Origin of the sequence: Aquimarina sp. Aq107, from assembly GCF_943733665.1 — a bacterium.
Classification (GTDB): Bacteria; Bacteroidota; Bacteroidia; order Flavobacteriales; family Flavobacteriaceae; genus Aquimarina.
Genome location: NZ_OX030782.1, coordinates 2,050,158 through 2,063,586, shown reverse-complemented (window position 1 = coordinate 2,063,586; position 13,429 = coordinate 2,050,158). Strand labels below are relative to the sequence as shown.

12 protein-coding genes are annotated in these 13,429 nt (G+C 30.7%); 3 read left to right on the top strand and 9 right to left on the bottom strand.

Annotation, left to right across the window (positions count from 1 at the left end):
* Positions 1 to 111 precede the first annotated feature (111 nt).
* Both NMK29_RS08710 and NMK29_RS08705 read right to left on the bottom strand, forming a co-directional pair.
* Entirely contained in the window at positions 112 to 870 is a 759-nt protein-coding gene (locus tag NMK29_RS08710) for a LytTR family DNA-binding domain-containing protein (protein WP_108804262.1), read from the bottom strand.
* Positions 871 to 884: 14 nt separating this feature from the next.
* A complete protein-coding gene (locus NMK29_RS08705; protein WP_108804263.1) occupies positions 885 to 1,910 on the bottom strand; it encodes a histidine kinase in 1,026 nt (341 codons plus the stop codon).
* 694 nt (positions 1,911 to 2,604) lie between these two features.
* On the opposite strand from NMK29_RS08705, the gene NMK29_RS08700 reads away from it, so the two are divergent.
* A complete protein-coding gene (locus tag NMK29_RS08700) occupies positions 2,605 to 4,173 on the top strand; it encodes a lytic polysaccharide monooxygenase (protein ID WP_159092282.1) in 1,569 nt (522 codons plus the stop codon).
* 161 nt (positions 4,174 to 4,334) lie between these two features.
* Here NMK29_RS08700 and NMK29_RS08695 read toward each other — a convergent pair whose 3' ends face one another.
* The gene (locus tag NMK29_RS08695; protein WP_108804264.1) at positions 4,335 to 6,269 is read right to left on the bottom strand and encodes a hypothetical protein; all 1,935 of its coding nucleotides are present in this window, start codon (positions 6,267 to 6,269) and stop codon (positions 4,335 to 4,337) included.
* Positions 6,270 to 6,569: 300 nt separating this feature from the next.
* On the opposite strand from NMK29_RS08695, the gene NMK29_RS08690 reads away from it, so the two are divergent.
* Together NMK29_RS08690 and NMK29_RS08685 are read left to right on the top strand one after the other, a co-directional pair.
* A complete protein-coding gene (locus tag NMK29_RS08690; RefSeq protein ID WP_108804265.1) occupies positions 6,570 to 7,166 on the top strand; it encodes a Crp/Fnr family transcriptional regulator in 597 nt (198 codons plus the stop codon).
* Positions 7,167 to 7,239: 73 nt separating this feature from the next.
* Entirely contained in the window at positions 7,240 to 8,622 is a 1,383-nt protein-coding gene (locus NMK29_RS08685) for a 2OG-Fe(II) oxygenase (RefSeq protein ID WP_108804266.1), read from the top strand.
* A 73-nt stretch (positions 8,623 to 8,695) separates the two neighbouring features.
* On the opposite strand, the gene NMK29_RS08680 is transcribed toward NMK29_RS08685, so the two are convergent.
* From NMK29_RS08680 to NMK29_RS08655, 6 genes are all read right to left on the bottom strand, one after another.
* Positions 8,696 to 9,265 (bottom strand): bestrophin family ion channel, encoded by a 570-nt coding sequence (locus NMK29_RS08680; RefSeq protein WP_234424299.1) that lies wholly within the window; start codon positions 9,263 to 9,265, stop codon positions 8,696 to 8,698.
* A gap of 39 nt (positions 9,266 to 9,304) precedes the next feature.
* A complete protein-coding gene (locus tag NMK29_RS08675) occupies positions 9,305 to 9,775 on the bottom strand; it encodes a bestrophin family ion channel (RefSeq protein ID WP_234424300.1) in 471 nt (156 codons plus the stop codon).
* Between the two features lie 177 nt (positions 9,776 to 9,952).
* A complete protein-coding gene (locus NMK29_RS08670; RefSeq protein WP_234424301.1) occupies positions 9,953 to 10,744 on the bottom strand; it encodes a 2OG-Fe(II) oxygenase in 792 nt (263 codons plus the stop codon).
* A gap of 236 nt (positions 10,745 to 10,980) precedes the next feature.
* A complete protein-coding gene (locus tag NMK29_RS08665; RefSeq protein WP_108804268.1) occupies positions 10,981 to 11,832 on the bottom strand; it encodes an enoyl-CoA hydratase/isomerase family protein in 852 nt (283 codons plus the stop codon).
* Positions 11,833 to 11,852: 20 nt separating this feature from the next.
* A complete protein-coding gene (locus NMK29_RS08660; protein ID WP_108804269.1) occupies positions 11,853 to 12,188 on the bottom strand; it encodes a nuclear transport factor 2 family protein in 336 nt (111 codons plus the stop codon).
* Between the two features lie 102 nt (positions 12,189 to 12,290).
* Positions 12,291 to 13,145, bottom strand: a complete 855-nt coding sequence (locus NMK29_RS08655; RefSeq protein WP_108804270.1) for a helix-turn-helix transcriptional regulator — start codon at positions 13,143 to 13,145, stop codon at positions 12,291 to 12,293.
* Positions 13,146 to 13,429 lie beyond the last annotated feature (284 nt).

The window sequence follows — 13,429 nt, the reverse complement described above, 5'->3', positions numbered from 1 at the left end:
TGTACATTTTAGTTGTGATACTAAATTGCAGCATTACTAAGCGTAAAAAAACAGAAAAAAGTTGAAGCTATATAATGATAGAATGAAAAGGGATAAAATGACGATTAATTATTAGTGTTCTAACCATATCCTAAATGCTTTAGTTGTAGATGTACTAGTAACCACTAAATCTTTTATATTACTGATTTTGAGATACAATCTATTTTTACTGTGTGGAGAAATACTTTCGATAAAATTAATATTCACAATTTGACTTCGGTTAATTTTAAAGAATTGATTGGGGTTTAATTCATTGTATACTATTCCAAGATTCTTCGAAATGGTATGAAACATGCCCTTAGTGTCGTATAGTTTGCACAAATCTCCAAACACCTCTATAAAACATATCGTCTCAACATCAATAAGTTTTATATCGTCTTTCTTCTTAACAGCAAATCGTTTTTTATATACATTCTCCTTACTTTCTAATAATAACTTAAAGTCATTAAAAATGTCTTTATTATAAGGTTTTGTATTAAAAAGTGTTTCAAACTTTTTAATTGCTTCATTTAATTCTTCTTGAGAATACGGTTTTAAAACATAAGCAATCCCATTTGTTTGAAAAGCTTTGAATAGATGTTCATTATAAGCGGTACAAAAAATAATAGGTGTAGAAAAAGTTACTTGACTAAAAATATCAAATGAAGTTCCTTTTAATATTTTAATATCAGCAAAAATGAGATCAAAAATATTTGAGTTTGTTAACGCCTCAACGCCCTCATTTACAGAACGAACATAAGTATGCGTAAAGTTATCACCTAAATAATTTACTAAATAACTTAATAGCTTTTTATAAGCAGGTTTTTCATCTTCTATAATTAAAATATTCATTATAATTTATTGTATTAATCTATTACATTAAGTAAAGGTATTTCTAAAATAAACTTTTGTTCATCCTCTATAATCTTTATGGTTTTATCTCCTAATAACTCGTGACGTTTTCTTAAATTTTTTAAGCCTGTACCTAAAGATTCTTTTGAATTATTCGCATTAGATTTATTATTCTCAATTTTAACTTTATCCTTTTCGATATGGATTTGTGTTCTAATTATGATTTCATTATCCGCTGTATTATGTTTTATTATATTTTCAATAGACGTTAATAAAGCACCATTTAGTATATAATTATTTTTATTAGAAGTATTTCTCAAAATTTCAAAACTATAATCACCTTCAAAGCGAGTTTCAATTAAAAAAAAATACTTGTTTATAAGAGATAACTCTTCTTCTAGCAAAACAACTTCTTCATCTTTTTTATGAATAAGATAACGATATAACGCCGCTAAATTCGAAATATATTTTTTAATGGTTTCTTTAGAAGAATAGTCTACTAAAGCATCAATAGTATTGAGGTTGTTATATAAAAAATGTGGATCGTATTGCGCACGTAACACTTTTAGCTCAAGCTCTTTTTGTAAATTAATTCGATTGAGTTGATCTTCTCGATAGTTATAATATTTTTTTCCGAATACTAGCACTAAAGGAATAGAAACATTAATAATAGAATCTTCAACATTAAAAAGAATAGTTTTACCAATAGAAGGCAATTCTTCCCACTTTATGTAACCAAAAGGAATGTAGTATTTGTTTAACAAGAAGAAAAAAAAGCCAATAGCAGACAAACCCGATATACCAATTCCAAATAAACCTACGTAACTTTTATACTTAATTAAGAAAGTTTCTATGACCCACTTAATAAACCATAACAATACAATCATCTGAATGATTCTTATAGGGATACTAATAAAATATTCTATAAAAGAAAATGTATTTGTATCATAAAAATGATGAAAACCATTCCAAACCCAGTAGACTAAAAAGTAGACTGCCAAAAGCTGATAATCTGTTTTATTAAATTTAATAGAATTCATCAAAGGTTTTAATATGACTAGTAAGATAAAAAATTAATATACTTTCGATCTTTAACCTATTGTTTTCTTTTCTAACTCTTCCAATAATTTTAACCATGAAAAGACCTTATTGTTTATACTTCTATCTAAAACCATTAGTGAGAGCCTTGTGAGTTATTTATATATTCTTGCAATATTATCTGAAAATGAAAATCAGAAAAATGAAAAAAGATCAAATAGGATAAAATCAATTTTAAATGGTATTTTAATAAGATCGATTTCATATAAAGCATTCGTTATTTTCTGTTATTTAATTGAAATCATCATTCGGCTAAGGTGAGTTCCCCCACTCTCATATTCCATGAACTAAAACATAAAAACACACCTTGTTTCTGAAAATAAATAGTACACTTTATTGTATTCGATTGTTTTTAATAAAAAAAATTATAAAATCTGCATATTATTCATTTTTATACATCATTAAATAAAACAGCTACTTTATTAGAAAGCTTTTAAAAAAAAATCAATGTTAATGATAGTATCGTAAATTAAAGTGGTTTTTACTTTATATAATTTGCTTTGGGTATGAAATCTTGGTCTTACATTATGATTCATCTAAAAACCTATTCACAATAAATTCTTAAAATTAAAGTTACGAAGACATTATGATTATTGTAATACTGCAATATCATCGTGTAACACAAATTAACTCGTCATGAATAGAAATACTCTAAAAAACCTACATGTAAAAAGAACGTATTGGCAAACTTGGCTTTGTCTCTGCTTAGTATTAACTTCTGTACAACCTGTCTCTCCACATGGGACAGTAACCAATCCACCAAGCCGTGTTTGGGCCTGTTTTCAGGAAGGTCCCGAAAGCCCGGATTCTCCTGCTTGTCAAGATGCTGTAATTGGTTGGGGTACACAAGCATTATACGATTGGAATGAAGTTGCCAGAATGGATGCTGGCGGAATGCACATGGATATCATTATGGATGGTAATCTTGCTAGTGCCGGACGCCCGGATAAATATGGCGGATTAGATCAAGTAAGGAATGATTGGGTGGCAACACCGGTTACTCCTGGTCCTTTTACAGTGACCTGGACCAATACTGCTCCTCATGAAACCTTATATTACCGAGTTTATATAACAAAGGCAGATTGGACACCAGATCAGCCACTAACTTGGGATAGTCTAGAACTCCTTGTAGAAACGGATCCAAGACCATCAGCATCTGTTGATGATATCGATGTTATATTACCGCAAAGAACAGGTAAACACGTCCTTTACAGTATCTGGCAACGCTCACTTACTGCAGAGGCATTTTACTCTACAAGTGATATTGATTTTGGAGCAACAACAGAACCTTTGCCACCTGTAGCACTTTTTACAAGTGATAATGGAAGATGTGGTGGATCTGATGTTACGTTCAGTTCAGCAGATTCTTATGACCCTAATGGAGATCAATTGACCTATTCTTGGGATTTTGGAGATGGAACCACTGCAGAAGGTGTTGAAGTTTCTCATACATATACGAATTTAAACAGTGCTACAGTTACTTTAACTGTTAGTGATGGAACATTTAGCAGTGGTGCTACAGATACAATTAGTTTAGCAGTAGATCCTGAATGTGAAGAAACTGTTTGTCCTTTTGATACACCAAGAGCGGCAGCATTACCTTCTTTAAATGAAACCTATAATTATGTATATGTGATTGGTGATAATGGACCTGATTTTAGTGATATTTATAAGTTTTTCATCAACTGGGATTTAAACAACCAAGGACTATATAATTTTGATTATCAAACTACAAGTACTTATACTTCTTTTGTACAAATGCCACAGACTTTTGCTGGTGCTAATCCAGAAGTTACCTTTACTAATAGTGGAATAGCAGGATTAGATGGTTCTTATTTTGTAACGGTGGATGATGGTAATTTTGTGATGGTTTCTAAAACTGAAGGATTTACAATATATTTCAGTTTAACACCAAACGAACCATCATGTGCAACTACATTATCAGTAACTTCTTTTGATGATTTAGGACTTACAGCATTTCCTAATCCGTCGAATTCAGTGATCAATATTTCAGGAACTTCTAAACTTAATGGAGCTATCATAAAACTATTAAGTCCTACTGGTGCAGTATTGAAATCGCATCGTGTTTTCAATGAATCTACTTATTCTATTGATGTAAGTGATCTAGCTACCGGCCTGTATATAATCACTTTAGAATCAGAAACAGGAGAGAAATCAATGACCAAAGTTATTGTAAATGAATAAGAATCAAATTAGAATCCTACTGTAAGGTTCTAAACGTTCATTACAGAATTTTATATACTTATAAAGGCAGCAATATTAAATTGCTGCCTTTATTTATTCTTACAGGTGTTACTATACTATTATAAAAATTACACTTTTTAACTTTATTAGAACTTTTAATATTAGTTATTTTCCCAATATTCGGAATAATCATATTGATAGACGCCATCTATTAATTTTACTCTAGGACGTTTAATATTTCTATCTACTGTTTGCATATTTGAACTCATCATTTTGGGAGTCCTTTTTTCTTTTCTCGGTTCTATATTAGCATCCACAACAATTGCCGAAACAGGAAGTTCCATCTTACAAGAGCGTATATTTTTATAAAAAGGGGATGCATTATAGCCGATTTTTTTTATAATATCAGAATTTACAGGAATATATTTGTTGCCTTTTTTAAATAAAAGACGGGTGCTTGGGTTCACCAATTGTACTCTAATCTCCACATCATTAATAGGTTTTAGTGGTCCCGTATAATTTAATGTCTGTACTATTTTGTTCGTTTCTTTACTTACATATTGGACTTGGTAATAGGGATAGGTATATTCTTCATAAATTGGTAAGTAATGAGGCCCTCCTCCAAATAATAGTTTCCAGAAAGTGTCATTTTGGTTATAATAAGTGATCAAACGCTTATCTATTTTATAAGTTGGCTGTCTGCAATCTACTTCTGTAGTTTTATCATTTCTCCTTATTTCCATATCACCCTGAATAGATAATATAAGTTCATCTTTCTGAGTATTTGTAAAAACTGATGTCCAACCTTGGTCAGTTGCTAACGGCAGAGGTGTCGCTTCTCCTTCCCATTCAGGAAGTTCGATATCAGGGGCAAAACCATCATAATCCTCAAAAAGGTTTAGATCTTTTATATGACAAGAATTTGGATCTTCTCGGCAATCACTTATTATTTTTCGTAATAATAAATCATATTTTAAGGCTAGTTGTTCTTCTATATCACACTGAATGATATCCTCTTCAGAAAATAAATCCTGGTTATTTCTTACAAATTCTATATTTCCCTTAGCTTCTTTAACCATAGCAAGTAGATGTCCAGCATCTTCTAAAACCTTTCGTTGCACAACTCTAATTTTGCTAAAATCAATATCAGGAAAACCTGCAATACTTTCATACGGACTCATTTCTACATATAAAATAACTGCGCGTTTGTCTGCACTTACATCTTCTTTAAATTGTGCTGCATATTCTAAAAATGATTCTATATTTAGATTACGAGGTGTTGGGCCGCCACCTCTAGAAATAATTGTCGTATTTATACTTTCTGTACTTTCATGATTTTTTTTAACCTTGTCCACATCAATTTCTCCATTGACTTTTACGCCTAGGTATTGATTTGTAGTCTTAAAAAACACATTAACTTTTTCTTTTTCACGGGTATTACGTGTATGCATGGTATACAAGGTAAATAACTCACCACCTGTATAAATTCTGCTAACAAACATATCTCCACAAGTACGTATAAAAGTTTCAGGATCATTTTTTGCCAATTCCATAAGAGCTGGTTTTATTTTCGGTTTGATCAAGACCAATGGCTCATTTACATATTCTGCCTTAATTAATAAATGATCGGAAAAGCTACTAAACTCGGTTTCATTAAGAACATTAACTTTGAGCTCGTTCTGAGAGCTCCAATTACCTAAAGTAAAATCCAATTCGGCTTTTGCTGATATATCTAGTGATTCTTTTAAGTCTTCTTGTGTGCTAACGCGATCCACTGTAATTTGTCCTGAGTTTCCTCGCGCTCCTGCCGAAATTTCAGCTCCTTTCACAATACCATCAAAATCAAAAACACCAAAATATTCTTGTCCTGTAGAGCTATTATATCCATTACCAAAATTTAATTTTTCATACACCCTCATGACTTTTGGATCGGGACTATCAGGATCTGGGAATGTTCTATCAACAATAGTATCAGCTTTAGTCATTTTAACGAAAGTATCCGTTGTTGGTGTTGGTGTTCGGTCTTGGTCTTTTTGATTTTGCTCGCATCCATATAGCAAAAAAAGACCGAGAGAGGCTATTAAAAAACTTTTCATCGTTTAAATAGTTAATGAGTTAATTAGTCTATTAGTTACTAGCAAGTTAGTTATTAATTTTCAAAGTAATAATAAAGAAAATAAGGAGGTGAACTAATGAAAAACTAGATGGTTCTAGAAAAATACAAACTACAAGAAAAAATCACCTTTCTTTATATACTGCCACTTCACTTCTATATCATTCTACAATAACTTGATAATTCAATATAGCGCTTGATATAAGTAGGTTTCGAGATAAAATTACAATTCATATTTTACAGGATATAAAATTGCTCCAAACTTTGTAATTTTATTAGAATTATGAATGAATCTATAATATATCAAGAATTAATCAATTTTATTTCTAAGTGGGTCAATCTATCTGAAACAGATATCAAAGCACTCCAATCTAAACTTTCTTTAGAAAATTATGATAAAGGAGATATTATAATAAAACAAGAACAGATTTGTAAGTCTGTAAAATTTGTTATCTCAGGTATTTATAGAGTTTATCAACTAAAAGATGGTAAAGAAATTACTAGCTATTTTAACTATACATCACGAAATCCAATTGTTGCTTCATTTGTTAGCTTATTAAAAGAACAACCAAGTAACGAAATTATAGAATGTATACTACCAGGAACAGTAATATCTATAGACTATACACAATGGAAGTCTCTTTATGAAATCAGTCAATCACTAAATACTTTTGGAAGATTAATGGCTGAATTTAATTATTTATTAGCCATTGAACGAATAGAATCATTACAATACCAAAATGCATCAGATCGATATGAAAGTTTTATAAAATTGTATCCCGATCTCCTTAACCGTATACCGCATCATTATATTGCTTCGTACTTAGGAATAACACCAGAATCGTTAAGTCGTATTAGAAAAACTGCTGTTAGAGAATAAATCTTACCATACATCAATGCAAGGGTTTTATAGTTCTTAGAACTTTGTTTTTTGAACCTTGTAAACACTTTAGATGAATACGATTACCAAAGTCAACAATCTGCTTCTTATAGAAATCGACGATTTCTTGTCGGATACAGAAATTGATAAGATATTGAATACTAGAAAACAAAGTTTTGAAAAGGCTATAACTCATTATCCCAATTATTATAGGAATAATGATCGTATAGTAGAAAATAACATAGCATTATCTTCCTATTTATTCAGAAAACTAAAACATTTAAAAATCCCTTGTATTGTCACAAAAATTACTGGTATCAATGATAAAATTAGATTTTGTAGATATCAGGAAGATCAATTATTTTCTAAGCATCAAGATGGGGTATATTATCCCAACTCAACATATGAATCCAAATTTACATTTCTATTATATTTAAATGACAATACATGTTTCGATAATGGAGAAACAATGTTTTATAAATCAAAAACCGATAATCAACCTGTTAAAACAATTCATCCTCGAAAAGGAAAATTATTAATCTTTGATCATAAAATATGGCACACTGGAGCAAAAGTTACTAAGGGTAATAAATACATTCTTAGATCAGATATTTTTATTAAAAGTAGTAATCAAAAAAGCGATCATCATCAAGGATACATTTGGGATTTACTTAAATTGAATAAAAAAGAATTTTTAAGTTGTGGGAGAGACAAAAAAATAAAACGTTGGAATACAAATCTTACGCTACTAAGCACGATGGAATTTCATTCGAAATCTATATTTAAAATGATACATTTCCAAAACAATGAATTTATATCCTGTTCTAGAGATTTTACTATAAAAAAATGGAATACATCAGGCGAAGTATTATCCTCTATTCGACTTAAAGAAATGATTTTAAATCTAGTATGCTTCCAAAACAACTTAATAATTGCAGCTGGAACTAGCGGAAACATATATTTATTGGATACTACTCTTACTTTAATTAAAACTATACAAGTACATCATCACTGGATCTGGGGATTGTCTATTATGGGGAATAAAATAATAAGCTGTTGTGAAGATGGTAACATATGTATTACGGATATGTTTTCTAAAACAAAGGCATCACGTATTGTTTATAAATACGATCAACCTTTATTTTGTTTAAACACTGAAAAAAATGATCTCATCTTGGCCGGATCCAAAGATGGAACTTTGATAGAGTTCTCTACAATAACAAAAAAGATAACCAGAACTAAAGTACATAGCGATATCATTCGTTCAATTATTTATCATAATCAAAAAAAGATAATTACTTGTGGCGATGACAATAAGGTAATATCTATTGATAGGAGTTCTAAAAAAACCAAAGAAATACTTGTAGCTAATAATTTTCTACAAGACATAATTATAATAAAAGATAAATTATATGCAGCAGGGTATGATGGAGTTATATTACATCATCAATTATAAGTAGATTAAATCATATACTTTTGTTAAGCAGATCCAGATTACTAGGCCCAAAATAGTATAAAAGGATTATAATTTACATCTGTGTATGTTCATATTCTGGATGCGGATCTGGGATCATATTTTTGTCATCTCCGATCATTTCTCTTATATCTATTTCTATTCCTCTAGAAATTGTGGTTATCGGAACATCATTAGCTATCCCCTCAAAAGGGTTTTCTGAAACGTCTCCAATACGTTCCATTGTAAAGAAAATCCAGGATATTACTATACTAAATGGAATCGATAACCAAACAAAATTTTCAACTATAGCATTATACAAGCTATCTGTATTTGCTGAGTTGATTAATGCACGCCCAATTTTATCAAACTCACTTATTAGACCAAACGGTAATAAGCTGACAAAAATCCAAGCGAAGAACAAATTAAGTGTAGCAAATTGTCTTGGATAAGGGAAATTCTTTATTCTTTCTGCTTTACCTTGTAGAGTGAACAGTTCTCCAATAATATTTTTGAACTCTATATGCCTGAAATCATCAATTAATCCATCCATTTTTAGATCTTTAAAATGTTTTGATTGAAGATTAAGAGCAGCAGTTTGTTTATTGGCTTTACCTAAAACATAACTTTTTTCTTCCTTCGACAAATAGCCCTCAAGTTCCTTTTTTAATGTAAATACATACTCCTATATATGCATTTTTTTCATCACCTCTTGATCGGATTTATTACTTATTGTAGTTTCCCAAGGTTTCTTTATACGTAGTGCATGTCTCAATGCCGTCATCCAAGCAACATGACGAAAAATAATTGTCTTTTTAATTTCAAAAAACTCTTCTTCAGTTTTATCTTGAATTGCATATTCATTTGTTATAAAATCATTTACCATTGTTGCTAAAAGCCTAGATGCATTTACGATACCACCGTATATTTTTCTAGCTTCCCATAACCTGCCATAAGACGCGTTATTCTTAAAACCAATTATGAAGGCAAGAGCAGTACCTACTAAACCGATTGGTAACCAAGGCAGATGTAACCATTTCCAATCTAATATTTCGTATAATATTACTGGGACTGTTGAAAATAAGAAAAATAAAAAAATGTCTCTTCTTGTCCAGCTTAACATTCTTCCTATTGAGTAATTCTTTTTAGTGTACATATTTTGATGGTTTTGTTAAATTAAATAACCCCTATGTTTTATAGAGAATTAAGTCTTTAAATATCAACAACTTATATTTAGCAAATCATTCTTTCTACTTAATAAATCATTTATTAAAAATATGTTAAAACATCCTTTGCGTAATTGATGAATAATCACCTTATAGAATTAGACTTTTTAGAATGGTGCAAAAGTGTCTTTGGGTGTGTCTGGTATATTCCAACGTTGTTGAGCTGTTATGTTTTTTGGTTCATCAAATTTAGATATCGAATTATCAGAACTACCATAACTGCTTGTATTAGCTCTAGGGATTTGCATGTGATCTCCGTATAACCAAACAACCAAATTGCTGCGTTGTCCACTAGTGATAGGATGTGTAGCGTGTGGGACATCACCACGATGGATTATTGCTTTACCCGGTTCAAAAATAGTCTGTACAATTTTTCCCGTAGTTTTATCATGAAAATCAACTTGTGAACCTGTAAATTCTTCATCGGGTAAGTTAATATTGATATTCAAAGTAGCAGCTGAAGCGTCAGTGTGCGCATGCAAATCTTTATCTTTATCAGGATTATATTGAATCGAAAAACCAAATGTTTGATTATCATAACCGTAAGTACCTAATAACAAACGAGCAATTGGACGCATATAACGGTTCATCATATCATTATAAAATGTTTGAAAATTAGGTGCTGCTAGATGTCCTTCGGAGCGTGGGTCAAGCATAATTCCGTAACGATTTAATTGGATACCATATGGTGGACGCTTAGGAATTTGTGATTTTATCACTTCTTCTAGATAATCTCTGAAATCTGTTAAACGTTCAAGATTGAAAAATTGTGTAGAATAAACACCTGGAATAATTTCTTTCCATAAGTCTGCAACAGCATTTTCTTTTTCTGGGTTTTCCCATGCGTCATTAATAGCTTGTCGTAAACTTGGATCAAGTAGTGTTTCATCAGGAATCAATAAACTATCTTTATTTTCGATTTCCCATTCTGTCCATGCATTTTCGAGCAGTTTTCGGTTGCTGTTCCAAAATTGGGAAACAGATACTTCACGTTTTAGCGAAGCTTCACGAGATGGTAGAATGAGCGCGCGAGCCTGTGCTAGTGCATTATTTTTTTTCATTTTAATACTATTTTTTTATAATGGATGCCCCGTATTTGTGAGCACCCATTGTAATTATTGAATAAAATCAATTCTTAATCTCTTTGGATTTCCTGTAAATCAATTAACATATTTTCCCAGTTCTTTTGATTATCGTGGTCAAATTGTGCTCCATTTTCATCTGCAATTGTAAATCGCTTTATTGCTGGTGTTTTGCTAGTTGCTTGAAACAATTGATAGGCTTCTTCTTGTAATGCTTCAGCAATAGGTAAATCGATAGAAGCATAAACAGCTCTTTTACAAGCTTCAATAGATTCTGCTGGAAATTTAGAAATACGTTCTGCTAATGCATCTACATAAGCTCCTATTTCATCTGCATCTAAAGCCTTATTGATTGTACCAAATTTTTCTGCCTCGTCTGCATCCCAATCTCTTGCTCCTAAAATAATTTCTAGTGCTTTACCCAATCCTGCTTGTCTTGCCATACGAGATGCTCCACCACCACATGGTAAAATCCCCATACCTACTTCCATTTGCATAAATTTTGCTTTACCACGTGCTGCAAAACGCATATCTAAAGCTAATGCCATCTCGTGACCCCCGCCACGTGCAAAACCTTCTATTTTTGCGATAGTAGCTTGCGGCACATTACTTAATCGTTCTAATACTGATTGTAAATCAAGTAGTTTTACTTTGTTTCTTGGTATAGCTTCTTCAGACATATCCCTTAGGAGATTTGTATCATAGTGACATACCCAATATCCTGGATTAGAAGATTGAAAAACAACTACTTTTACACTTCTATCTCGTTCTAAACGAAGACATAAACTGCTTAAGTCCGCTAACATTTCTTGTCCTTGTACGTTTACAGGTCCAAAGTTGATATCTACGGTTAAAATTCCGCCTTTTTGTTCTGCTGTGAATGTTTGAAAATTTTTGTAGTCCATTGTGTATATATTTAAAAGTGTTAATTATTAATTGCAGCAAATGTGTGTTGCTTTATTTTTCCATTATCTATGATATAAGTGTCTGTAGCAAGTTGTATATCTAGATGTGTGTTTTTTCCACTCCAAACGAAATACACTACATTATCATGAGCTTCTTGTTTGATGGTTTTGAATTGAAAACCGTCAAAATTTGGAAGGAACTTTTTATAAAAATTGAAAATTACTTGCTTCCCCTTATACGTTTTTTCTGGTGTTATGAAGATCGCATCATCCGTATAATCATCCATTACTTTAGAAGGTTCTAGTGTGTCTACAGCCTTCATATGACTCTCAAATACTTCTTGTGAATTTTTCATTATAACTATTGTTTATGAATTATAATTCAAATTTACGCTGAGTCTGGAGCCTAGATTTGGTAAGAAAAAAAGAGGATTTAGTAAAAAATGAGGAATCTATAATTATAAACTAGTTTTCAAACTATCTTTATACTTTTTTGCCGTTATTCCTTTATAGGATAGAAAGGTTTTATCTAAATGACTACTATCTATAAAACCCAATTCTTGAGAAATTTCAGTAACTGTTAAATCTGTATATTTTAAGCGAGTTTCTGCTAATTTTAATTTGTAATTAAGAATGTATTTCTTTAAGCCGATATTCATTTTATTTTTAAAATACTGACTAATGTAGTTTTCTGAAATATGAAATTGATCTGCTAATTCCTTTTTTGTTAGTTTTTCGGAATCATGAATGTTGCTATGGATGTAATTAATAATCTCCTGAATTTTAGAACTAGACATTTTTGAAGAAATAAAATTCACATTCCTAGAGATAATGTGCAAAATAGTATGCATTGTGGATTTTAGTACAACTTCATTTTTTAGATTCTCATCATTATATTCATTGCACAACACTGTAAATAAAGAGTTTAAACTACTCTGATCTGTATTAAACTGTAACCCTAAATTAGATGTTCTATTCGCACTATGTAAAATCGTTTCTATTCTTCTAAACCACTCTTTTCGCTGTAATTCGTTTTCTTCTAAGCTAGAACTACTAAAAAAACTATTTAGAAATTTTATAGCAGAAACTGTAGTTGGGGTTTCAATTTCCAGATTATATTGGTCACTAGGTATTAAAATAAACAGTTGATTATCACTATAGCTAACCTTGTGGTTATTGATAATAATTGTTCCTGTACCCTTTTCTATATGTAAAATTTCAAAAAAACGTATGGGAGTGTACTTACAAAAAGCTAAAGATGTTGCCTCCTCAAATTTTTGAATTACAATATTTTGGAATATAGTTCTAGGCATTATGTTACTAACTATGATTTTTGCATTACAACTAATTTAGAAATTAAATATTTCGCAATTAGCAATTCATTTCTTTTTATCAAACAAATATAGTTAGATGAAAAAACTCCAATTAGTAAAAACACTTGTGATTTTAGTAAAAAACAAGGATTTGGACATCTATATTCTCTTTATTGCGAATTCCTAATTATGGCTATTCATAATCAACCCGACAGTTCAGTTAATAATATTAATTTATTCGGTTTGTTGGTAGTATATTTGTCGAGAAATTATATTAAAAAGAT

Bases quoted from the DNA above. Each gene is read 5' to 3' on its own strand.
- NMK29_RS08710 (WP_108804262.1), bottom strand. From the start codon at position 870: ATGAATATTTTAATTATAGAAGATGAAAAACCTGCTTATAAAAAGCTA.
- NMK29_RS08705 (WP_108804263.1), bottom strand. From the start codon at position 1,910: ATGAATTCTATTAAATTTAATAAAACAGATTATCAGCTTTTGGCAGTC.
- NMK29_RS08700 (WP_159092282.1), top strand. From the start codon at position 2,605: ATGAATAGAAATACTCTAAAAAACCTACATGTAAAAAGAACGTATTGG.
- NMK29_RS08695 (WP_108804264.1), bottom strand. From the start codon at position 6,269: ATGAAAAGTTTTTTAATAGCCTCTCTCGGTCTTTTTTTGCTATATGGA.
- NMK29_RS08690 (WP_108804265.1), top strand. From the start codon at position 6,570: ATGAATGAATCTATAATATATCAAGAATTAATCAATTTTATTTCTAAG.
- NMK29_RS08685 (WP_108804266.1), top strand. From the start codon at position 7,240: ATGAATACGATTACCAAAGTCAACAATCTGCTTCTTATAGAAATCGAC.
- NMK29_RS08675 (WP_234424300.1), bottom strand. From the start codon at position 9,775: ATGTACACTAAAAAGAATTACTCAATAGGAAGAATGTTAAGCTGGACA.
- NMK29_RS08665 (WP_108804268.1), bottom strand. From the start codon at position 11,832: ATGGACTACAAAAATTTTCAAACATTCACAGCAGAACAAAAAGGCGGA.
- NMK29_RS08660 (WP_108804269.1), bottom strand. From the start codon at position 12,188: ATGAAAAATTCACAAGAAGTATTTGAGAGTCATATGAAGGCTGTAGAC.
- NMK29_RS08655 (WP_108804270.1), bottom strand. From the start codon at position 13,145: ATGCCTAGAACTATATTCCAAAATATTGTAATTCAAAAATTTGAGGAG.